This window comes from Cupriavidus pampae, assembly GCF_914271485.1.
Classification (GTDB): domain Bacteria; phylum Pseudomonadota; class Gammaproteobacteria; order Burkholderiales; family Burkholderiaceae; genus Cupriavidus; species Cupriavidus pampae.
Map to the genome: position 1 here is coordinate 79,768 of NZ_CAJZAG010000013.1, position 22,217 is coordinate 101,984.

General features: G+C 65.1%; 23 protein-coding genes. 9 read left to right on the top strand and 14 right to left on the bottom strand.

What is annotated here, in order from left to right:
- Positions 1-443 precede the first annotated feature (443 nt).
- Positions 444-1,646, top strand: a complete 1,203-nt coding sequence (gene serA / locus LDO41_RS28670; RefSeq protein ID WP_223994464.1) for a phosphoglycerate dehydrogenase — start codon at positions 444-446, stop codon at positions 1,644-1,646.
- Between the two features lie 14 nt (positions 1,647-1,660).
- On the opposite strand, the gene soxR is transcribed toward serA, so the two are convergent.
- Positions 1,661-2,137 carry a redox-sensitive transcriptional activator SoxR gene (gene soxR, locus LDO41_RS28675; RefSeq protein ID WP_223994465.1) on the bottom strand — a complete coding sequence of 159 codons (477 nt, stop codon included), beginning with the start codon at positions 2,135-2,137 and terminating at the stop codon, positions 1,661-1,663.
- A 113-nt stretch (positions 2,138-2,250) separates the two neighbouring features.
- On the opposite strand from soxR, the gene LDO41_RS28680 reads away from it, so the two are divergent.
- On the top strand, positions 2,251-2,682 hold the full coding sequence (locus tag LDO41_RS28680; protein ID WP_223994466.1) for a RidA family protein: 432 nt from the start codon (positions 2,251-2,253) through the stop codon (positions 2,680-2,682).
- A gap of 121 nt (positions 2,683-2,803) precedes the next feature.
- The gene (gene mdeB / locus LDO41_RS28685) at positions 2,804-5,506 is read left to right on the top strand and encodes an alpha-ketoglutarate dehydrogenase (protein WP_223994468.1); all 2,703 of its coding nucleotides are present in this window, start codon (positions 2,804-2,806) and stop codon (positions 5,504-5,506) included.
- Between the two features lie 31 nt (positions 5,507-5,537).
- On the opposite strand, the gene LDO41_RS28690 is transcribed toward mdeB, so the two are convergent.
- Both LDO41_RS28690 and LDO41_RS28695 read right to left on the bottom strand, forming a co-directional pair.
- Complete coding sequence (locus tag LDO41_RS28690; RefSeq protein ID WP_223994470.1) at positions 5,538-6,857, bottom strand: type IV toxin-antitoxin system AbiEi family antitoxin; 1,320 nt, start codon at positions 6,855-6,857, stop codon at positions 5,538-5,540.
- A gap of 174 nt (positions 6,858-7,031) precedes the next feature.
- Positions 7,032-7,523, bottom strand: a complete 492-nt coding sequence (locus tag LDO41_RS28695) for an MEKHLA domain-containing protein (RefSeq protein ID WP_223994472.1) — start codon at positions 7,521-7,523, stop codon at positions 7,032-7,034.
- A gap of 267 nt (positions 7,524-7,790) precedes the next feature.
- On the opposite strand from LDO41_RS28695, the gene LDO41_RS28700 reads away from it, so the two are divergent.
- A complete protein-coding gene (locus tag LDO41_RS28700; RefSeq protein WP_223994473.1) occupies positions 7,791-8,024 on the top strand; it encodes a DUF2188 domain-containing protein in 234 nt (77 codons plus the stop codon).
- 21 nt (positions 8,025-8,045) lie between these two features.
- On the opposite strand, the gene LDO41_RS28705 is transcribed toward LDO41_RS28700, so the two are convergent.
- Both LDO41_RS28705 and LDO41_RS28710 read right to left on the bottom strand, forming a co-directional pair.
- Positions 8,046-8,273, bottom strand: coding sequence for a hypothetical protein (locus LDO41_RS28705; protein ID WP_223994475.1), 228 nt, complete (start codon positions 8,271-8,273; stop codon positions 8,046-8,048).
- 88 nt (positions 8,274-8,361) lie between these two features.
- Positions 8,362-9,516, bottom strand: a complete 1,155-nt coding sequence (locus LDO41_RS28710; RefSeq protein ID WP_223994477.1) for a BON domain-containing protein — start codon at positions 9,514-9,516, stop codon at positions 8,362-8,364.
- A 320-nt stretch (positions 9,517-9,836) separates the two neighbouring features.
- On the opposite strand from LDO41_RS28710, the gene LDO41_RS28715 reads away from it, so the two are divergent.
- The 3 genes from LDO41_RS28715 (at position 9,837) to LDO41_RS28725 (ending at position 11,355) form a co-directional block, all read left to right on the top strand.
- The gene (locus LDO41_RS28715; RefSeq protein ID WP_223994478.1) at positions 9,837-10,160 is read left to right on the top strand and encodes a hypothetical protein; all 324 of its coding nucleotides are present in this window, start codon (positions 9,837-9,839) and stop codon (positions 10,158-10,160) included.
- Positions 10,161-10,291: 131 nt separating this feature from the next.
- The gene (locus tag LDO41_RS28720; protein ID WP_223994479.1) at positions 10,292-10,741 is read left to right on the top strand and encodes a host attachment protein; all 450 of its coding nucleotides are present in this window, start codon (positions 10,292-10,294) and stop codon (positions 10,739-10,741) included.
- 86 nt (positions 10,742-10,827) lie between these two features.
- A complete protein-coding gene (locus tag LDO41_RS28725) occupies positions 10,828-11,355 on the top strand; it encodes a hypothetical protein (RefSeq protein ID WP_223994480.1) in 528 nt (175 codons plus the stop codon).
- A gap of 9 nt (positions 11,356-11,364) precedes the next feature.
- Here the strand turns inward: LDO41_RS28725 and LDO41_RS28730 are convergent, their stop codons facing one another.
- Positions 11,365-11,952, bottom strand: a complete 588-nt coding sequence (locus LDO41_RS28730; RefSeq protein WP_223994481.1) for a diguanylate cyclase — start codon at positions 11,950-11,952, stop codon at positions 11,365-11,367.
- 11 nt (positions 11,953-11,963) lie between these two features.
- Positions 11,964-12,476, bottom strand: coding sequence for a malto-oligosyltrehalose synthase (locus LDO41_RS28735; protein WP_223994482.1), 513 nt, complete (start codon positions 12,474-12,476; stop codon positions 11,964-11,966).
- A 217-nt stretch (positions 12,477-12,693) separates the two neighbouring features.
- Here LDO41_RS28735 and LDO41_RS28740 point away from each other — a divergent pair, with 217 nt between their 5' ends.
- Positions 12,694-13,020, top strand: coding sequence for a hypothetical protein (locus LDO41_RS28740; RefSeq protein WP_223994483.1), 327 nt, complete (start codon positions 12,694-12,696; stop codon positions 13,018-13,020).
- A gap of 75 nt (positions 13,021-13,095) precedes the next feature.
- On the opposite strand, the gene LDO41_RS28745 is transcribed toward LDO41_RS28740, so the two are convergent.
- The 7 genes from LDO41_RS28745 to LDO41_RS28775 form a co-directional block, all read right to left on the bottom strand.
- A complete protein-coding gene (locus tag LDO41_RS28745) occupies positions 13,096-13,872 on the bottom strand; it encodes a BON domain-containing protein (protein ID WP_223994485.1) in 777 nt (258 codons plus the stop codon).
- Positions 13,873-14,041: 169 nt separating this feature from the next.
- Positions 14,042-15,406: an MFS transporter gene (locus LDO41_RS28750; protein WP_223994672.1), complete on the bottom strand. Its 1,365-nt coding sequence runs from the start codon at positions 15,404-15,406 to the stop codon at positions 14,042-14,044.
- A gap of 280 nt (positions 15,407-15,686) precedes the next feature.
- Positions 15,687-16,577, bottom strand: coding sequence for a LysR family transcriptional regulator (locus LDO41_RS28755; RefSeq protein ID WP_223994487.1), 891 nt, complete (start codon positions 16,575-16,577; stop codon positions 15,687-15,689).
- 20 nt (positions 16,578-16,597) lie between these two features.
- Positions 16,598-17,026, bottom strand: coding sequence for a short-chain fatty acid transporter (locus LDO41_RS28760; protein ID WP_223994489.1), 429 nt, complete (start codon positions 17,024-17,026; stop codon positions 16,598-16,600).
- Positions 17,027-17,156: 130 nt separating this feature from the next.
- The gene (locus LDO41_RS28765) at positions 17,157-17,657 is read right to left on the bottom strand and encodes a winged helix-turn-helix transcriptional regulator (RefSeq protein WP_223994491.1); all 501 of its coding nucleotides are present in this window, start codon (positions 17,655-17,657) and stop codon (positions 17,157-17,159) included.
- A 76-nt stretch (positions 17,658-17,733) separates the two neighbouring features.
- Entirely contained in the window at positions 17,734-19,374 is a 1,641-nt protein-coding gene (locus LDO41_RS28770; RefSeq protein WP_223994493.1) for a DHA2 family efflux MFS transporter permease subunit, read from the bottom strand.
- Complete coding sequence (locus LDO41_RS28775; protein ID WP_223994495.1) at positions 19,371-20,552, bottom strand: HlyD family secretion protein; 1,182 nt, start codon at positions 20,550-20,552, stop codon at positions 19,371-19,373. Before LDO41_RS28775 ends, LDO41_RS28770 begins: the two co-directional genes overlap by 4 nt.
- A gap of 103 nt (positions 20,553-20,655) precedes the next feature.
- Between LDO41_RS28775 and LDO41_RS28780 the strand changes: the two genes are divergently transcribed.
- On the top strand, positions 20,656-22,155 hold the full coding sequence (locus tag LDO41_RS28780) for an efflux transporter outer membrane subunit (protein ID WP_223994496.1): 1,500 nt from the start codon (positions 20,656-20,658) through the stop codon (positions 22,153-22,155).
- Positions 22,156-22,217: the final 62 nt, after the last annotated feature.

Sequence of the window (22,217 nt, forward strand, 5' to 3'; positions counted from 1 at the left end):
TGGGCTGCCCTCTCCCCCGGCCCCTCTCCCCAGGGGAGAGGGGAGAAAACAAGGGAAACGTGATACCCCCTCTCCCCCAACCCCTCTCCCCCTGGGAGAGGGGCGCAAACCGACGGCATAGCGAATGCTCATGGTTTGCTCCCCTCTCCCTCAGGGAGAGGGGAGAAAACAAGGGAAACTTGATACCCCCTCTCCCCCAACCCCTCTCCCCCTGGGAGAGGGGCGCAAACCGACGGCATAGCGAATGCTCATGGTTTGCTCCCCTCTCCCTCAGGGAGAGGGGTTGGGGGAGAGGGTGAAATCAAATCTACCTATTGTTTTCTCCCCTCTCCCTCGGGGAGAGGGGCCGGGGGTGAGGGCACATGTCCCTGTCATCAGCACGGATACCGGTCAGTGGTATGTTCTGTCAGGCGCCCTCTCCTGATTTAGATTCCCGGAACACCATGACCAGCGCCCTGCTTCTAGAAAACATTCATGCCAGCGCGCAACAAGCGCTGACCCAGGCTCACCTTACCTTTGCCACCCAGCCCAAGGCGCTGGCGGGCGACGCGCTCAAAGATGCCGTGCAACAGCATGAACTGCTGGGCATCCGCTCCGCGACGCATCTGACCGCCGACACCTTCGCTCACGCGAAACATCTGCTGTCGGTTGGCTGTTTCTGCATCGGCACCTCGCAGGTGGACCTGCCGGCCGCCGCGCATGCGGGCATTCCGGTGTTCAACGCGCCGTTCTCCAACACGCGCTCGGTGGCAGAGCTCGTGATCGGTCAGACCATCATGCTGATGCGCCGGATCCCCGAGAAGAGCCGTGCCGCGCACCGGGGCCAGTGGCAAAAGACCGCCAAGGGTTCGTTCGAGATTCGCGGCAAGACGCTGGCGGTAATCGGCTACGGCAATATCGGTGCGCAGGTCGGCATCCTCGCCGAGGCGATGGGCATGCGCGTGGTGTTCTACGACATCCGCCCGCGCCTGTCGCTCGGTTCGGCGGTGCCGGCGCCATCGTTGGCCGATGCGCTCGCGCAGGCGGACGTGGTCACATTGCACGTGCCGGCCACGCCGCAGACCAAGCTGTTGCTCGATCGCGCGGCCATCGCGAGCATGCGCCGCGGCAGCATTCTGATCAACGCCTCGCGTGGGTCGGTGGTGGATATCGACGCGCTGGCTGCCGCGCTGGATGAAGGCCATATCGGCGGCGCCGCGATCGACGTGTTTCCCGTGGAGCCGCGCAGCAATGCGGATGCGTTTGTCACGCCGTTGCAGGACAAGCCCAATGTCATCCTGACGCCGCACGTCGGCGGTAGCACCGAGGAAGCGCAGGAGAACATCGGCGTCGAGGTGGCATCGAAGCTGATCGACTTCGTACAGACCGGGGCGACGATTGGCGCGGTGAATCTGCCGGAGATCCAGCCCGCGCCGTTGCAGGCGCCGGCGCGGATTCTCAATATTCACTACAACCGGCCGGGGGCGTTGTCGCACTTCAACCAGGCGGTAGCCGATATTGGCGCGAATATCGTCGCGCAGCAGTTGCAGACCGAAGGGGATATCGGTTACGCGATCACCGACATCAATATCGTGCCGCCGACGGGGTGGGTGCGGTCGCTGATGGAGGATCCGACGGTAATTCGGACGCGGATGATTCTGGCTTGAAGAAACGGTGACGTTTAGCCACCCACATGCGCGCCCGGCCCTTGGGTAGCCATGATGTCCTGCGGGTTCCTCAGCGGACACGCACGCAGTGACAAACAGCCGCACCCGATGCATCCATCCAGCTGATCGCGCAGCATCGTCAGCGTCTGGATGCGTGCATCGAGGTCATCGCGCCAGGCCGCCGACAGACGGCGCCAATCCGCCACCGTCGGCGCCTTGCCCTTCGGCAATTGCTCCAGCGCCTGCGCGATGACGCCCAGCGGCACTCCCATGCGCTGCGCCACCCGAATCACCGCCAGCCGGCGCAAGATCCCGCGCGCATAGCGCCGCTGGTTGCCCGCGCTACGCGTGCTCGCAATCAATCCCTTCGATTCATAGAAATGCAACGCCGACACGGCAATACCGCTGCGCGCCGACACCTCGCCCACGGTCAGCGGGTCGCGCGCGCGCAGCTTTCGTTCAACCGGGGTGGGTTTCAAGTTCGACGCCATCGGACATGTCCATCGTAAATGCAAGCGGACCTCTATCCTAGGTCATCATCGCGCTTGACCTCAAGTGTGCTTGAGGTTTGATACTGCCGCATCGCCGCTCCCGGAACCTCGTCATGAACGCATTCGCACCGCTGCCCCCGGCCTTCATCGACTTTATCAACCCGCCCGAACTCTATGACCCACGCCCCAACGGCTATTCGCACGTGGTGGTCGCGCACACGCCCGCGCGCATCGTGCATGCGGCCGGCCAGGGCGGCGAAGATGCAACCGGCGCGCTCGCGCCCGACTTTGCCGCACAGGTGGATCAAGCCCTCCGCAATCTGCGCCACGCATTGCAGGCTGCGGACGCCGATATCGCCGACGTGGTCAAGATCACGGTGCTCGTGGTCGACCATTCCATGGAGCGCCTGCGCATCTTTACCGAGGCCTGGCAGGCCCTGCTCGGCGACTGGCCCGCACCCGCCTGTACCCTGATCCCGGTGCCGCGACTGGCCCTCGATGGCATGCTGTTCGAGGTCGAAGCCACCGCTGTACTGCCAATCTGACAATCCGCAGCACGATCTGCTGCAAATGATCACCGCCCCGGAGTAATGCGGCAGTTTCTGCCGGCCACCCTTGCCTAGAATCGTCTGCAAGACCAATGCATTCGATAACAGGAGACAGGCCATGGGGCATGCCGATCCACTCGGGCTGCTGAAGCTCGATGCCACGACCGCTGGTAGCGCCGACGCACCACGCGATATCGACCCGCAGGAAACCCGCGAGTGGACCGATGCGCTGAGCGGCGTGGTCGAGCATGCCGGCGCGCAGCGCGCGGACTATCTGCTCGACAAGCTTGGCGAACATGCCAGCCACCTCGGCCTCGGCAAGCGCCCGCACCCCTACTCCGCCTATCAGAACACGATTGCCTCCACCGCGCAGCCGCCCTATCCCGGCAATCGCGCGATCGAAGAACGACTCACCGCGATCCTGCGCTGGAACGCGCTGGCAATGGTGGTGCGCGCCAACAAGGCCTACGGTGAACTGGGCGGCCACCTGGCCAGCTACGCCTCCGCGGCGGAGATTTTCGAAGTCGGCTTTCACCATTTCTTCCGCGCCGACAGCGCCGAACGCAAGGGCGACCTGGTCTTCTTCCAGCCGCACTCGGCACCAGGCGTCTATGCCCGCGCCTTCCTCGAAGGCCGACTGTCGGAGCAACAACTCGGCCGCTACCGGCAGGAAGTCGATGGCGGTGGCCTGTGTTCGTATCCGCATCCGTGGCTGATGCCGGAGTTCTGGCAATTTCCCACTGGCTCGATGGGCATCGGCCCGATCAGCGCGATCTACCAGGCGCGCTTCCTGCGCTACCTCGAACATCGCGGCCTCGCGCAAACCAGTGGTCGCCGCGTGTGGGGCGTATTCGGCGATGGCGAGATGGACGAGCCCGAGTCGCTGGCCGCGTTGTCGCTGGCCGCGCGCGAAAAGCTCGATAACCTGACCTTCGTGATCAACTGCAATCTGCAGCGCCTCGATGGCCCCGTGCGCGGCAACGGTCAGGTGATCAACGAGCTGGAAGCACTGTTCGCGGGAGCGGGCTGGAACGTGATCAAGGTGATCTGGGGTTCCGAGTGGGACGCGCTATTCGCGCGCGACCGCAATCACGCGTTGCTCAGGCGCTTTGCGGCGATGGTGGATGGCGAGTATCAAACCCTTGGCGCCAAGGACGGCGACTACAACCTGTCGCGCTTCTTCCATCAGGACCCGGAGTTGAAGGCGCTGGTCGCCGGCATGAGCGCGACCGATATCGATGGCCTGCGTCGCGGCGGCCATGACTTCCGCAAGCTGCATGCGGCCTTCCAGGCGGCCGCCGAACATCCCGGACGCCCGACCGTGATTCTCGCCAAGACCAAGAAGGGTTACGGCATGGGCGATGCCGGCGAGTCGCGCATGACCGCGCATCAGCAGAAGAAACTCGATATCGACGCGCTGCGTGCGTTCCGCCAGCGCTTCTCGCTGCCGATCGACGATGCCGCGCTCGAATCGATGGCGTTCTACAAGCCGGCCGACGACAGCCCCGAGATGATCTACCTGCGCGAACGCCGCGCGGCCCTCGGCGGCTATCTGCCGCGACGCGCCACCACTGCGCCGAAACTCTCCCTGCCGCCGCTCGAACAATACGGCCGCTTCGCGCTCGAACCCGACGAACGCGAGGTGTCGACCACCACTGGTGTGGTGCGGCTGTTCACGAACCTGATCAAGGACCGCACTATCGGCCCGCGCGTGGTGCCGATCGTCGCCGACGAGGCACGCACGTTCGGCATGGCGAACCTGTTCCGCCAGATCGGTATCTATTCGCCGATGGGTCAGCTGTACGAGCCGGAGGATGCGGGCTCGATGCTGTACTACAAAGAGGCGAAGGACGGCCAGTTGCTCGAGGAAGGCATTACCGAAGCGGGCGCGATGGCCTCGTGGACCGCCGCGGCCACGTCGTACAGCGTGAACGGTGAGCCGATGCTGCCGTTCTATATCTACTATTCGATGTTCGGCTTCCAGCGTGTGGGCGACATGATCTGGGCCGCTGCCGATCAACGCGCGCGTGGTTTCCTGATTGGCGCCACCGCGGGCCGCACCACGCTGTCCGGCGAGGGGCTGCAGCATCAGGATGGCAGCAGCCAGCTGGTGGCCGCGACGGTGCCGAACTGCCGTGCGTACGATCCCGCGTTTATCAGCGAGGCGGCCGTGATCATCGACCATGGCGCGCGTGCGATGCTCGACGAGCAGCGCGACGAGTTCTACTACATCACGGTCAACAACGAAAACTACACGCAGGCACCGTTGCCGGCATCAGCCCATGCGGACGTGATTCGCGGCATGTATCGGTTTGGCGAGCGGGGGGATGAAGGTGGCAAGGGCGGCCCGGCGCGCGTGCGGCTGCTGGGCTCGGGGCCGATTCTGCGCGAGGTCATCGCCGCTGCGGAGTTGCTGTCCAGCGACTGGAACGTCCATAGCGAGATCTGGAGTGTGACGAGCTTTCCGGAGCTCGCGCGCGATGCGCGGGAATGCGAGCGGCAGCAGCTGTTTGGTGGCAACGCGGAGGCGCGCAGCCACGTGGCACAGTCGCTCGCCGGCGATGCGCCAGTGGTTGCCGCCACCGATTACGTCCGTGCGTATGCGCAGCTGATCGCGCCGTACGTGTCGGCGCGCTATATCGCGCTGGGTACCGATGGATTTGGTCGCAGCGACACGCGTGGCGCGCTGCGGCGCTTCTTCGGTGTCGATCGGCACCATATCGTGGTCAGCGCGTTGCAGGCGATTGATCCGGTGCTGCATGCGCGGGCGCTGGAGCAGTATGGGCTGCGGGCCGATGGCGCGGCGGCGTGGGAGCGTTGACGCTAAAGGTGTTGACGCTAGAAGTTCAGCCTCAGAACTGATCGAGCGCGTCCATGATGACGCCCTTGCGCAGTTCGGCGGCCACTTCGAGGTTGGTCGGTTGCAGGGACGCCATCAGGTCGGCGTAGACCAGCACCGGTGGCGCCAGCCCGGGACGCGTCGGATCATCGATCGACGCGTCCCAGAACGCTTCGAGGATCTCGATCGGACCGTTGGGCTGCGGCTTGAGGCGATAGCGCGAGGTCAGCGCATGGATGCCCTGTGCCATGCGCGCGGGCCGCATATAGAGCGTCTGGGGTTCGCCCGACAACTCGCTGCCCGGTAGCAACGCCAGCGCGGCCACCTCGCCGCCCCAGCATGCGTCGAACGCGGCAAGGTCTTCCGCGCGCAATGCGCGCCACCAGTCCGAGCTGGGGGCCGCGAAACGCCGTGGCTGCAGCCGTGGCCGCAGGATCGTCGGATAGTTGGCCACCCACTCGTCGAGCAGCCGGTCCGGCGCCGTAAGCCGGCGCTTTTCTTCCACGCGGCCGTCGCCATGATGACCAGCGCCCGACGCGGCACCCTCCTCGCCATCCTCCGTGCCGTCTCTGACACTGTGGTTGGCGCCACCTTTGCCCTTGCCCTTGGCGCGGGCGCCTTGTGGTGGCTCCCCTTGAGCGTCCTCCGACTCCGCAGCTTCGCTCGGCGGCTCGCTACGCGTGCCCGCGCGGCCCTCCGCGCGTGTTTCCAGCAGCCAGCCGCGCGCCGCCAAGCCATTGAACACCGCGCCCACCGACCCGAGCGCGATCCCGCTCAGATGAGCAATCTCGCGATAGGTCGCCTGCAGCAATGCCGGCTGGCACAGCAGCGTGAATACCATCCGTTGCGAACTGGGGTTGCCGGTGGTCCGCATCGGCGGACGCACCAGACTGCCGGGCGGGGTCTGGCCGCATACGAACACGAACAGGCCCGCCACATCGAGGTAGGCATTGCCAGCGGTATCGACGAATTGCAGCCCCATCTCGCGGCATTGCACCGCCAGGGCCGGGGTCAGATAGGTGGTGATCAACAGCCCGGCATCCGAGCCCGCCGCTTTTTCGCCCACGACTCTCTCGCCTTTATGTCCGGCCAGTTGCGCATGCACGACCGACAGATCGCCCGAGGTCCGCACCGCCCGCCGGCACACGACGGCCAGCCGGCTCGAAACGGCGCCATGCCGCAAGCCCACCGCGGCGGCCGAAGCTACCGCTTCCCCAGTCTCGGCGCGGCTCGCGCGGCGAATCCGCCGGATGCGGCCCTGTATGCCGGTAATCCGGTGCAACGCGGCCAATGCCGCCTCCACCCAATCGATCTCGCCCGTGTTCTGCTCCATGGCCGCCCCACCTTGCCTCGTCGCTCTGGTTTCGTCGGAACTCCAACAGACTTTTTTCGCCTGAGGGAAATCATGGCCGAAACCGCGTCGGTGTTCAACATTTCCGCGTGTTCATGTTTCATGAACAGCGAGATTTCCTGAACGAGACATAGCTGAAAGACATTTGGCCGCAGATCAGTCGGCAAGTTCCGAGTCGGCAAGCTCCGAAGTACGCGGGATGATCACGGCCTGACCGTGCAGTTGGCCGTCGGCATCGAGCAGTTGCCACAGCGTGGCTTCCTCGATCATGAAACGCTGGCCCGACTTGGTGATGCGAACCCCTTTGTAACCGCTCTCATACCCGAGCGTCTGCACGCGTTCGAGGAAGCGTTGCCGCTCTTCGCGATTCGGCGCCTCGGCCGATAACCGCGACGGCAATCGCGTAATTTCGTCCCAGTCATAGCCAAAACGCTGCTGGGCGGCAACGTTGCCATAGACAAAAACGGGGTCGGGTGCGGTGTTGTGCGCGAGGACGGCAAACGGCGCCTCGGCATAGAGCCACGCCGCACCCTCGGCGGCGCCGAGCTCGATGGGCACGAGCGCCTGGCCCAGCAGACGCTGGTAACTCGTGGTGAGCAGACGATGGAAATCGAGATCCTGATAAAGCGGTACGGACGGTGACGACATGTCGGACAGGCAAGGCAGCAAATGAAGCCCATACCATAGCAAATCTGTCCCCCGTGCACGCGCTGGCAGATCCGCTGCCGTGCGCGGCGCTCACCGATCGTGCGAATGCAATAACGCACAACGCCGCCGCTCTTGGCCAACAAGCGGCCAACAAGCGCGCCACGCTGACGACAGTGTCAGACAAACGCTGATCCCGTTAGAGGGCGCGCTTGCCTAAAAATCCGTTATGGCGTCCGCGGAGGCGCCCCTAGAACAAGGAGCGGATTCATGGCCAGAAATTATCAGGTCGTCTTCAACGACGGCCAGTGGGATCTGCGCGTGGACGGCGTGCCACGCGCGATCAGCCGCCACAAGTCGCGAGAGGAAGCCATTCGCGTCGGTACGGCGGCGGCCGAACGTCTCAAGGTCCAACTCACCATCGAGGCTGACGACGAGGGCGAAGCGACTGTCACCCCCGCTGCGGACGAAGACACCGCGCCACCGTCGCTGGCGGTGGCCTGACGGGGGGCCGGGCCCCCTTACTCAAGAATTGTTCTCCACTGGCGGTGCGTCGGGATCGCGCTCGCCGACAACGGGTGCGATCTCGCCCTTGCTCTCGCGTTGCGACGAAGCATCGCGCGGCTCATCGCTACGCGGTTTGTCATCCGCGCCGTTCGGGGACGCCTGAGCGCCTTCACTCTGGGGTTCACCATGTGAGCGGCGTCGATCGCGATTGCGACGACGACGCGTGCCTGCGTAGGCGAAAGGCATGTGATCTCCCGATGCGTGTCATGTTATTCGGCTTTGGAGCGGTTCACCCTCGCGCGCGACATGCGCGAGGGCGTCATTCAGGCTACGATCAGATTGAAGATTTGGTCGGCGTGGTGGTTCCCGGTTGGCCAGGTTGCGTGCCAGTCCCGGCCGCAGGCTTGGTGCCACTGCTGCCCGCTTCGAGCCGATTGCCCTGGCCCTGCGTCTCGCGTTGCACGCGCAGCTCGTTCTGTACCTCCTTCACGCCGAACACGTCGTCGGCCATATCCTCGATGCGGTACTTCTGCATGCGATCCGGCACGGTACCGGTCAGCGTGACGACGCCGCTGGCGACATTGACCTCGACATCGTGCACATCGAGCCGGCCGCTATGCGTCAGACGTTCGCAGAGGTCCTCGCGAATCCGTTCGTCCGAGCGTATGTAGCCCTTGGGCGCCACGCGTTGCTGCCGTGTCGTGGCCAAACCTCCCGCACCCCTATCTCCGCGATTCGATTCGCCCCGGTAGGTCCGCTGCTGTCCTTCATAGCCACCGTAGCCGCTGGAACTCAACCGGTTGCGCTCGTTGGCGCCAGTGAATTGCTCGTAAGCGCGCTCGTCGTCGCCGCGGCCGCTGTAATGTTGGCCCAGACCGTTTTGGCCCTGACCGCCACGGCTTTCCTGCATGCCACCACGATAGCCACCGCTAAAGCCGCCGCTGGGACCGCCATTGGGGCCACCGCGTGCGAAGCCCTGCTGGCTACGCGCCTCATCACGCGAACTCACCAGCGTGTCGCGATCGAAGTCGCTGCCGTAGTCACTGACGCCGTAGCCACCGCGATAGTGTGTGCGCATATCGGGCCGTTGCTGGCCGCCGCCTTCGCTGCCCCAAGGCGCTTCACCACGATTGCGCTCGGGACCCTGCCCGCTTTCCCGTCCGTACATGTTTTCACGGCCGCCTTCGTCCCATGCCTCTCGACCGCGCTGGCCCTGATGCCAGTCTCCCCATTGCTCCCGCTCGCTGCTGCGGCCTTCACGCTGGCCAGCATCCCAGTCCGAGCCGCCGCCCTGCTGCCGCGCGGCACCTTGCCAGTTGCTATCGCTGCCGCCGGGCTGACGTTGAGAGGAGAGCCAGCCGCCGCTGTCGGCCTGCTGTTGGCGTTGCCCGCCATGCGGCCAGCTATCGCGGCGCGGGGTGTCACTCGAGTTGCGATCGTCGTCGCGATCGCTGCCGTATCCGCTGTCCCTGTTGTTACCTTGGTTCATGAGAGCCTCCGGTTGCGTTCGGTTGGTGCGTGGATGCATCGAACGCAAGTTCCATACCCCGGCGACGCAGGCCCGATTCCACTACCGCACGCGTCTTAGTGTGCGCACCACGGCCATGCGAGATGCGCCGCGCGGGCCGCGTTTTTACATCGGCCATATAAAAGCTGCATGCCGTCGCCACCACGCGCCCGCCGCGTGCACGACTGTAGTCAGCGTCCTACATCGGTTTCAGGCATCGCCCTCGTGCTGGCGAACAGGTGCGGCACGTATCGTGGAATCACTGCCAACACGCTTGTTCCCTTGACTGTCAGGAGACCCACATGAAACGCACTCTCGCCACCACAGCCCTCGCGGTCAGCGCTTTGTTCTGCCTGCCCGCCCTCGCGCAGCAGTCTCCCTCGCGCACAGAACCGAACCCGTCCAATCCGCCGATCGAGGGCCCCGCGGCAAATCGCGGCACCAGCGCTGGCGTACCGGGCAATCTCACCAACCGTGCCGATGGCTCGTCGCAGACGACCAGCAAGCCGAAGAACACCGGGGACCGCGCCAAGAAGCCACGTCAGCAGAGCGCGGCGCCGTACTCCACTGCCGACGCGCCTTCGGGCCCGAAGGGCGACTCGCCTGACCCGGCACCGAAGAACTAGTCATTGCGCGTGATCGCTGAACGTAAAAATCGCCCGCCTCGCGGGCGATTTTTTCTTCGATACATGTCGCACCCCGCGCACACGGCACACGACTTGCTCCATCCCAACGATGACCACCCGATGGAGAAGACATGAAAACAACCTGGGTCCTTATTGCCGACGAGGCCATTGCGCGCATCATTGCGTACGGCAAGTCAAGAACGCTGGAGCCGGTGGAAGAAATCACCGACCCCGATGCGCATGCCGAAGGTGCGGAAATGCGTCGCGACGCCTATGGCCGTCGTGCGGCAGGAGGTGGTCAGGGCAGTACGCAGGCTGGCGCCACCGCATCGGCTGCGAACGACCAGATGCATCAACATGCGGAAGTGTTCGCGAAACGCGTGGCCGATGTCCTTGGACAGGCACAGCAACAATCGCGCATGGACGCCCTTATCATCGTGGCGCCACCGCGCTTTCTCGGCCTGCTGCGCAAGGCATTGCCAAAGAATGCGGCGAACATCGTACAGACGGAACTGGATAAGGACTTCGTCCACTTCACCAATGACGATATTCACGAGCGGCTTCGCGAATATCTGAGATAAATAAAAAGATTGTCTGGCGTGTCATGGGGGCGCCCGACGCGCCCCTTTGTCACCTACATTAGAAACTCGCGAATCCGGAGGTTCTCATGGAAGCCCTGCGTTCCTCGCTGACACGGTTAAGCCAACTGGCACAGTCCTGCGCGGAGGCCCTCTCGGGCGCGGCCGCCGCAGCCTCCGACCCGCAGGCGCGGGCGGTCCTCGGTCATCGGGCCAATATGCAGCGCTGTGCCGCGGGGGAACTCGCGACGCGTGCGTGCGCGTGCGACGACGCGTCTCGTGCAGGGGAAGGCTCCGGCGGAAGCGACACCGGGGCGTCACAGCATCGCCGTGACATCGCGGCCGCCGCGCCGCCCGCCGATACGAGCGAAATCGCGCGTCTGCGCCACGCTGCCCAGCAAGTCGCGCGCGCCGCCGCCGCATATGGCTCTGTCATGCGCGATCCGTTGCCGGACCCCGAACTGCGCCTGCTGCTCGCGCACTACTATCGCGGTGCCACGGAACTGCAACGCATGCTCGAGTTCCGCGTAGCCGAGTTCACGCCCTCACGTCAGGGCAACGGTAGCAGTGCCAGTACCGGTCGCAGAGGTAGCGGCCACGAGGCCACGCACCGCTGACGCGCGCAATCAACCATCGACGCGAGCCCCGGCCAGTTTGCGCGGCGCGCGCTGGCCCGCGCGCAGGCATCGTATGAACTCCTCCGCATACGGCACCACGCCCAGCACCAGTGCCGCCCCGAGTACCCCAGCCTGTACCGTACCCGGCAGCGGATGGCGTTTCAGTTCCAGCGTGAAGCGCGCCACCTCGTCGCCCGCACCAAACAGCGCGAGGAATTGTCCCCAATAGGCCAGCGCCAGCATGCCAATGGCCGTCAGTGGCAACACCTCCAGCAGGCTATGCATGTGCTGCTCGAGCGGCCGAATCTCACGGTGCGTGCTCGCGTATTGCACGTCCACCCAGGCCGTGACCGCATGAATGACCAGGATTGCCAGCATCACCGCAAAGAGCGCGGCATTCACCTCGAAGAACAGCACCAGCAACAAAGGCAGGCCGATCTCGACCAGCATCATGGCGTGGAGCGCGGACTCCAGCGCGCCCGAGTTGCGCTCGATATGCGTGCGACGATGGCACCACCAGTCACCGAGTCCCGCCGCCAGCCATAGCGGCACCAGCACGACCAGCAGCAACCATCGGACCGGTTCCTGGATATCCATCGTCAATCCTTTCAAGCCTGCCGTTGCGCCGTCAATTCCAGCTGCGGCTGATACGGACGGATCACCAGCGCGACGAAATCTTCGTCACCCGGTGCGACCACTGCGTAGACCAGTCCCGACATCACGAGTGCCACTTCGCTGAGTTGCGCTGAAATCCGTGCGGCGATGAAGTGCTGCAACAGATTCGGGTCCGCCGATTCATCGATCGCGCGCGCGGTGGTGGAGATGGTCTCGAGACAACGCTCCACGGCCTGACAGACCACGACGACCTCATTGAGCGCGTGCCCGGTAGTGGCTGCGCGCACGAGGACGGATACGCCCGAACTCGGCATCGCGCGGTGCCAGCCCGACTTGACGCGGAAGTCCGGCAACGCCAGCCCCGCGCCATCCTTCTGCGCAATCACATTGAACTGATGCACGAAATCACGCGGACTGATCGACAGCAACTGTTTCTCTACCGGTGTAGAGGACACCGCTACCGACGATGCAAGACTCAGTGTGACGAGGATGCCGGCCAGGTTCATCGTTCCCTCCCAATGCCTGGGGATGCCGCAGCAAGTGCCATTCCAGCCCCGTCGCTTTGATCATAGGCGGCGCCTTGCGTAAGTGGAAACCCTGAACGGTGCCCGCAGTCTATCCTGCATGGATGACGTATCAATCGAACACGCAGGAGTCTGACAGTGGCATGCAACTTGCCGCGTGCGAGATTCGGAACGAATCGACGATCCCAAGGAGACCGCCATGAGCAAGCATCAACGCCACGTACCTTCCGCCGACGATACCGGTGCGAGCGATCCGGACAGCATCCCCAGCACACTCGATCCGAATCTCGATACCGACACCTTTGACCTCGACGACGGGCTCGATGAACTGGCGCGTGAAGGGCACGATCCGGTCGAGCAGGACAACCCCGAAGACGAGATCTACGCGGACGTGCAACGCGCGGCGGAAGCGATGCCTGTGGATACCCCTGCCGATCGCGCCGACCAGACCGACAAGCGCATGGAACGCCCACCGCGCCCGGACCTGAACCTTGACGACGACGAGGACGACGAGCTCGAGGTATGAATGAAAACGGCCCTCCCGAGGGAGGGCCGTCGAGCCGCATCAGAAAGCGCCATAAGGAAGCGCTATACGGAAGCGTTATTCCGATGCAAGCACGCCGTACGGGCGCACGTGAAGATGGTTGACGACATCGGACACGCCAAAGGTGTCATCGGCAATATCTTCGATTTCGTACTTGGTACGGCGATCGTTGACGTGGCCTTCCAGCGTGACGACGCTCGCCTGCACGCTGACCGTGACCTCGCTCACGTCGAGGTGCTCCCGATGCGTGAGACGCTCGCAGACGTCCTCGCGTAAACGTTCGTCGCTACGCGTGTAGTTCTTCGGACCCACGCGTCGCTGCCCGCCCTGGCTCGGTCTTCCGTATTGGCTGCTGTACGCGTCGGCGGCCGGGTTACGCGATTGGCCGCCATATGGGCGCGAACCGGCACCGAGTTCCCAATCGCGTTGATCGTTGCGCTGGCCGTTGCCACCCGCCGCGCCCGGTGTCGTGCCACGCAGGTCTCGCTGCGCGCGCGTGCCCGCGTTGTAACCGTCCTCGTAACCGCTGCTATAGGCACTGACATAGCCCGGTGCGTGCGGTGATTCCTGACGCGGGTAGTCGGGTTCGGAACGGCCGGGATAATAAACCGTGCCACCCTGCCGGCGTGCGCCCTGCTGCTGGGTTACGCCCTGCTGCTGATTGTCATAAGGATGACGCTCGCGGCCATTGCCGTAGCGGCCATCGGAAAGGTCACGACGGCGCCATTCGCGCTCACCGCCCGGCACATTGCCGTAACCTTCTTCGGTACCGCCGTAACGCTGGTCGGGGCGGCCGCGACGGCCGTAGTCGTTGGGATCGTTGGGTCGAGTCATGGATGTGCTCCTCCTGTTATCGGAATGAACACCCCATGTACGGCAAGTTTCGTACCGGCACGCATGTCGCCATGTCGCGAAGCCAACGCCACAATGCGCGTGCAGTTTCTACATCCGATACGTGCAAAGGAACGTACCGACAAACGTACCGACGAACGTAGCGAACCTCTTATTTGCCTGCCGTCTGCACGGCCGCGCCCTCGCTTTCCGAGGTAATCAACCGCAGACCGCTGGCAATGGCCGCGACGCCCGCGAAACCGGCACCCAGCGCCAGCGCAAGCGTGGGACCATGATCGCCGGCCAGGCCGAACGACAACGCCACCAATCCGGCGCCGGTCGCCTGACCCAGCAGACGCGCGGTCGCGATCACGCCACTGGCACCGCCGGCTCGCTCGCGCGGTGCGCTCGACATCAGCGCCTTGAGGTTGGGCGACTGGAAGAAGCCGAAGCCCGCACCGCAGATCGACATGCGAATGCCGATATCGAGCGCGCTCGCGTCCACCGGCATCATCGCCAGCGAGGCCATGCCCGCGCACATCACGGCCAGGCCGACGCCACCCAGCAGGCCGGGCGGATAGCGATCGGACATGCGGCCCGCGATCGGCGCCATCAGCGCCACCACAACCGACCACGGCGTCATCAGGAAACCAGTCTCCACCGGATTACGGCCGAGCACGTGTTCGAAATAGAACGGCAGCGAGACAAACGCGAGACCCTGTGCCGCGAACGAGCAGATCGCGGTCAGCGTCGACAGCGCGAACATCTTGCGCTTGAACAGATCCACCGGCAGCATCGGCGCCGGATGGCCGCGCTCGCGGCGCAGCAGCAGGATCAGGGCCACGACAAACACCGCGGCGGCGATGGCCACGTGTTCAGTCGGCGCGCGTTGCACGCCCTCGCCCAGCGCGAAGATCAGCGAGGCGAAGGTAATCACGTTGAGAATCGCGGCAACCGGATCAAAGCCATGCTGGCTGCGCGGCGTCTGCGGCAGCGACTTCCACGCGATGGTCATCGCCAGCAGACCGATCGGCAGATTCACCGCGAACAGCCATTGCCACGGCCCCATCGACAGGATGATCGAGGCCACGGTGGGACCCACCGCGAATGACACGCCAACCACCAGCGCATTCAGCCCGAGCCCTCGACCCATGCGGTGCGGCGGAAAGATCGCGCCGATCAGCGCCGCGTTGACGCTCATGACCGCAGCCGCGCCAATGCCCTGCAGCACGCGCGCGGCGGCCAGCGACGGCAGCGACCAGGCCATCGCGCAGACCACCGACGACAGAATGAACACCACGAGCCCGGCCAGATACACACGGCGATGGCCAACCTTGCCGCCGAGCGCCGCGAACGGCAGCAGCGTCGCCACCATTGCCAGCTGATACGCATTGATGATCCAGACCGACGCCGCGGGCGTGGCATGGATATCAGCGGCAATGGCGGGCAGCGCGGTATTGGCGATGGCGGTATCGAGCGTGGCCAGCGAGACCGCGATCATGATGGCCGCCATACCGCGCTTCTCGCGCGCGGTCATCGGCCTATCGTCGGGAGCGTTGGGGGCGTTGGGGGCGGGCGTAGCGGCGGCGGGGCTGGCGGTCTTCTGCACGATGGTGGTGTCGTAGGCGGTGGAAGCACGTAAATGCGGTTGGAAAATCCGTTGTCGGGTCAACGATTCCAAGACCGAAAGATACGTCAAATTTCGCCACCGTGCAGGAGTGACCTTCGAGAATGGCCAGCGAAGGGGCCGGGGTGGCCAGAAATGCCATCAAACAGCGCAAGTTCGCCGCCCTTTTGACGCCAAACCTGCCCAAACGTCAGGTTTTTTCGGCGAACGCCTGCGACGCCCAGTCCATGAACACGCGTACGCGCGGAGAGAGCTGCCGGCTGCGCGGATACAGCAGCGACACCGGTAACGGCGGCGGCGCGTGCTGCGGCAGCAGTTCCACCAGTTCGCCGCTCGCCAGCTCCTCCTCCACGCTGTAACGCGGCAGCTGAATGATGCCGAGGCCCAGCCGGCAGGCGGCGGTCACGGTTTCGGCACCGCTCATCGACACCGGCGCGGCGAGCATCAACTCCCGCATCTGTTCGCCGTGGCTGAACTCGAGCGGCAGCACGCTGCCCGTCAGGGTCGAGCGAAAGCCAATCATGCGATGGGCGCCAAGGTCTCCAAGCGACATGGGCAGGCCATATCGCGCCACGTAGCTGGACGACGCGCAGGTGACCTGCGGCAGGTGCGCCACGCGCCGCGCAATCATGTCGCTGTCCTGCGGCGTGCCCGCGCGAACGACGCAGTCGATCCCTTCGCGCACGAGATCGACGAGGCGATCTCCCTCGCTGATCTGCAGCTCGATGCCGGGATAGCGTTCCAGAAACGCCGGCAGCGCCGGCAGCAGGAAATGCCGCGCGAGCTTGCCGTGCACATCGACGCGCAGCACACCCTTCGGTGTAGCGCCCGCGAAGCTGGACTCGGCTTCCTCGAAATCGGCAAGCAGGCGGCGGCAACGCTGGAAATAGGCTTCGCCGTCGAGCGTCGCGCTCACATGGCGGGTGGTCCGCTGCAGCAGGCGCACGCCAAGGCGTGCTTCCAGTTGCTTGATCGCGTCGGTGACTGTGGAGCGTGGCAGATCCATATCCTGCGCGGCCGCGGTAAAGCTGCCGCGCTCCACGATGCGGACGAACACCCGCATGGTGTCGATTCGGTCCATACGAGTGTGCGTGCTGTGCGTCAGTAACGCATCTGCACGTCGTCGACACGATTGGTGCGCGTGTTGAACAGGCAGGTATAGCGGAAGGACATCGCCTCATCGCTGGCATCGGGCTCGAACGTGCCTTCGCCATTGACGCCCGCCTGCGTGGCGGACTGTTGATAGATGCGTTCGCGGTCCGGCATCATCATCACGCTGCCCGGTTGCGGATAGCGCGACTTGACCGCGTTGGCGACCACTTTCTCGCACGCGTTGCCCGCGGCTTCGAGCGTGGCGCGGCTCAGGCCGCCTTGCGCGCCGGCAGTGCCCGGCGGTGTGATCGTCGTCGAAGGCGAGGTCGACGAGGGCGGCAACCGCTGCGGTGACGATGGGGTCAGCGGCGTAGAAGTACAGGCAGCGAGCGTCGACAGCGTCAGCGTTGCGGCCAGGATCTTGAGGTAGCGAGACATCTGGTCGTTCCAGGATCGTGGACGTAAGTCGCCCGACCCTTGGACTCTATGCCAGAAATGCCTTTGGAGCAACCTGACGGTCACCGCTCGCATGCGCGTTCGAGTCGTCGCATGCGCAGTCTCCACGCCATCACGTGCCCGTCATATGCGTGGCCGCGGACGCGATGCGCGCGCGCGTGCCTTCGCTCGCGGCCGGACCCGCCGCCACCACGTGACGTCCCATCTTCAGTTGCTCGCCACTCGCCGCATCGACCAGCACGGGCTCCACGGTCTGTCCCGTCTCGCGATCGACCAGTTGCACACTTACGCCCTCAGGCGCGAAATACCGGTTACCCCATGCCAGCATCGCGAGCAGCACAGGACGGAAGTCGCGGCCGCATTGCGTCAGCACGTACTCGTAGCGTGGCGGACGTTCGGAGTACAGCCGCTTCTCGAGCAGGCCCTCCTCCACCAACGCATTGAGCCGGCGCGTCAGCATATTCGGCGCGATATCGAGATTGCGCTGGAACTCGTCGAAGCGCGTCGTGCCATAGAACGCGTCGCGCAGGATCAGGATGCTCCACCACTCGCCCACACGCTCGAGACTGCGGGCGATGGGACATTGCATGTTGCGGAATGTCTTGCGTTGCATGATGTTTGCGCTCCCCGGCGCGCCACTTGTGGTGAGCGCCTGTCAGATAATTTTTCCCCTGATGATACCTGCCTCGTCAATGGGCATCGGCGGAAGGCGCCTTCGGTGGCACCACTTTCTTCATCATCGGCACCACCAGCAGGGCCAGCGCGAAGCCGATCATGATCACGAAAAATGCATCGCTGAAGGTCTGCGTCAGCGCTTCGCGCAGTGTCAGCGCGGCCAGTTGTTTCCACGCCGCCGCCTGCGCCGCCACGGCATCGTAGCCCGCCGCGATAAAGTTGCGCGCCACGCCATCGACAAGCGAGGACATCGCTTCATTGGTGCTATTCAGATGCTCGGCCAGCCGGAAGTAATGCAGGTTGGTGCGATCGTTGATGATGGTCGCGCACGCGGCAATACCGATCGCGCCACCGAGATTGCGCATCAGGTTGAACAGGCCCGAGGCCTGCTTGAGGCGGCTCTGCGGCAGGCTGCCGAGCGTCAGCGTGACGATCGGTGCCACCGCGAATTGCTGGGCCATGCCGCGCAGCGCCTGCGGCAGCAGCAGTTCCTGCCAGCCCCAGTTGTGCGTGATTGGCGTGAAGCACCACATCGACAGGCCGAACAGGCTCAGGCCCACCGCCAGCAGGATGCGCAGGTCGACGCGATTGCCGAGGAACGTATAGAGCGGAATCGACGCCACCTGGAACAGCCCGGTGGAGAACACCGCCAGGCCGATATCGAGCGCGCTGAAGCCACGCACGCGGCCGAGGAACAACGGCGTCAGATAGATCGTCGCGAAGATGCCGATGCCGGTGATGAACGACAGCAGACAACCGATGGCGAAGGTGCGTTCCTTGAGCGCGCGCAGATCGACTACGGGGTTCGCGAACGACAGCGAGCGCCACAGGAAGGCCACGCCGGAAATGCCTGCGATCCACGCGGTGGCGAGGATGGTGTCATCGCCAAACCAGTCCCAGCGCGGACCTTCTTCCAGCGTGTATTCGAGGCAGCCGAGGAACAGCGCGAGCAGCACCATGCCGAGGTAGTCGGCCCCGCGCAGCAGCTTGAGGTCGGGCTTGTCGATCTTGACGAACAACGGCACCGCGATGGTCACGAAGATGCCGGGGATCAGGTTGATAAAGAACAGCCAGTGCCACGAGGAGTTGTCGGTGATCCAGCCGCCGACGGTGGGTCCAAGCGTCGGTGCGAGCGACGACAGGCCGCCCACGGTGGCGGCCGCGATCACGCGTTGCGGGCCCGAGAAGAAGACGAAGGCGGTGGTGAACACCATCGGGATCATCGATCCGCCGAGGAAGCCTTGCAGCGCGCGGAACGCGATCATGCTCTGGATATTCCACGCGAGGCCGCACAGCATCGATGCCACGGTAAAGCCGGCGGCCGAGGCGGCGAACAGCCATCGCGTCGACATCACACGTGCGAGCCATCCCGAGAGCGGGATCACCACGATCTCCGCGATCAGGTACGCGGTCTGCACCCAGACGGTTTCGTCGGTGCCCGCGGACAGGCCGCCGCCGATATCGCGCAGCGAGGCCGATACGATCTGGATGTCGAGCAGCGCGATGAACATGCCCACGCACATCGTCGCGAACGCGAAGATCTTCGCGCCCGTCGACAGTTCGCTGGCGGGGACGATCGAGCGGATCGGGGCGAGCGGTAGTGGCGCCGATGGCGTGGGTGGCGACCCTGCCTGCGCGACGGCCGCGTCGCTCATGACTTCACCTTGTCATTTGCATTGGCGCTCGGTGCCGTGGCGGCATTGGCTTTGTCCGCCGCTTGCTCGCTGTCATGCCCATGCGTATCGACTTCGGCCGTGACCGACAGACCCGGACGCAGCAGGCCGAGGCGCGAGTCGGCGTCGTCGAGCAGCACGCGTACAGGCACACGCTGCACGATCTTCGTGAAGTTGCCGGTGGCGTTCTCCGGCGGCAGCACGCTGAACTGCGCACCGGTGGCCGGCGCCAGGCTGCCGAGGCGGCCATGGAACACGCGGCCTGGCAGGACATCGGCGTGGACCGTCACGCGCATGCCGGGGCGCATATGCGCGAGTTGGCTCTCCTTGTAATTGGCGTCGATCCACAGGCCCGAGGCGGGCACCACCGACATCAGCTGCGAACCGCTGGCGGCATACGCACCCACGCGCGCGCGGCGATTGCCAATGGTGCCATCGACGGGCGCGCGCAGTTCGGTGTAGCCCACGTTGAGCTGCGCGAGGTCGCGTTCCGCGATGGCCTGCGCCAGCGCTGCCTGCGCCTGCTGCTTCTGCGTGCCGATCACGTCGAGCTGCCGTTCGGCGGCGACCAGGGCCGCCTGCGATTTTTGGCCGTTAGCCACCGACTGCTTGTAGTCGGCATCGGCCTTCTCGGCGCTCTGCGTCGATACCGCCTGCTTGGCCACGAGGCTCGTATAGCGGCGTTGATCGTCGCGGGCGCGCACGGTTTCGGCATCGGTCGCCGACACACCGGCGCGGGCCTGGCCGATCACGGCCTGCTGCAGTCGCAGATTGGCATCGAGGTTGGCGAGCAGCGCCTGCTGCGCGGCCACCGCACCTTCGGCGCGTGCCAGCACCGCGCGGTAATCACGGTCGTCGATGCGCGCCAGCAGGTCGCCCGCGTGCACGGTCTGGTTGTCGGTCACGGCGACTTCGGTGATATAGCCGGCCACTTTCGTTCCCACCACGGTGACGTCACCGCCGACGTAAGCATCGTCGGTTTCCTCGAGGAAACGCCCCGCCGTCCACCAATGCGCGCCGTAAGCAACCACGCCGGCACCCGCAAGGACCAGCACGGCGATGGTGGCAAGGCGCTTGGCACCTGGCTTGGCGCGCGCACTGGCACCTGAACTGTTGGCGGTATCCGAGGGGGCGCGCTCGGCGGTGGTGCTGGTCGTCATGGGAGCTGTTTCCTTCTGGGAATGAAATCTGGGTTGCTATCAACTTGAAAGTTAGTATAGAGTTGTTACTAGCACTATGCAAGTAACTAAATCGAGCTCGCCCATGAACGTGTTGAACACCGTGTCGTTGAATGTGTTTCGTACTGCCTCCGCCACCCGGATCGCCCAAACCGCCTCGCTGGCGGCCGTTGCCGCGGCCGCGCTGGCGCTGGCCGGCTGCGCTGTTGGTCCCGATTACCAGCGCCCCGACCTGACGGCGCCGGCCACCTATCCGCATGCGGATGTCCTTGCCGCGCGGCCTGCCGCCGCGCCGGCACCGTCGCTGGATACGTGGTGGCTGGGCTTCGACGACCCGGTGTTGACGCGCATCGTGCAGCGCGCGCTCGCCGAGAACCTTGACCTCGCAGCGGCGCTGGCGCGCGTCGATCAGGCCCGCGCCGTGGCGCAGGAGGCCGGTGCGGAGTTGCTGCCACAGGGCAGTGCCGGTGCAAGCGTGCTCAAGCAACGGCAGTCGCTGGTGAATCCGATCGGCAAGCTCAGCAACGCGCTGCAGGGCGATCGCCGCAGCGTGACGCTCTATGACGTGGGGGTGGCGGCAAGCTGGGAGATCGATGTCGCGGGCGGCCTGCGCCGCGGCGCGGAGGCGGCGGGCGCGGAGGCACAGGCGGCCGAGGCGCAGCACCTTGGCGTGCGCGTGACGGTAGCGGCCGAAGCGGCCGACGCGTATTTCCGCATTCGCGGTGCGCAGCGGCGGATTGCCATTGCTGAGGATCAGATCGCCACCAACGGACGCCTGCTGGAACTCGTACAGCTACGGCAGCAGGATGGTCTGGCGGCCACGCGCGAGGTCGCGCAGGCGCAGGCGCTGGTGGCCCAGGCGCGCACGACGGTGCCGCCATTGCGCATCGCGTTGCAGACGCAGTTGAATCGGCTCGATGTGTTGATGGGCGCGACGCCTGGCACCTATGCGCGCGAACTCGATAGCGATGGCTCGGTTGCGGCAACCACCGCGGCGGTACCGGCGATCTCGGCCGCCGAAGGCCCGGTGGCGTTGCTGCGTCGCCGTCCGGACGTGATCGCCGCCGAGCGACGTCTGGCCGCCTCGAACGCGCGCATTGGCGTGGCCACGGCCGAGTACTACCCGAAGGTGTCGATTTCCGGGTTGCTGGGTTTCGAGAGCCTGCAAGCCAACACGCTGTTTACGGCCAAGGCGTTTCAGCCAACGATTGCCGCGGGCCTGCGCTGGCGTCTGTTCGACTTTGGTCGCGTGGATGCGGAGGTCAAGCAGGCCAAGGGCGCAAATGCCGAGGCGCTGGCCAACTATCGTCAGTCGATGCTGCGCGCCACCGAGGACGTGGAGAACGCGATCGTCACGCTGACGGAGCTGGAGAACCAGTCGAAGGAACTGGGCACCGAGGTCGATGCGCATGTGCGCGCGCGCAATGCGTCGGAGGATGCGTACAAGGGTGGCGCGGTGAGCCTGTACGAAGTGCTCGAGGAAGATCGCTTGCTGCTGACCGCGCGCGATGAACAGGCGCGGGTCGTGGCAGACAACGCGCGGGCTGCGGTGGCGACGTTCCGCGCGCTGGGTGGCGGATGGTGATGGCAGATTGAGACGCCGTTTGCCCTCACCCCCGGCCCCTCTCCCGAGGGAGAGGGGAGAAA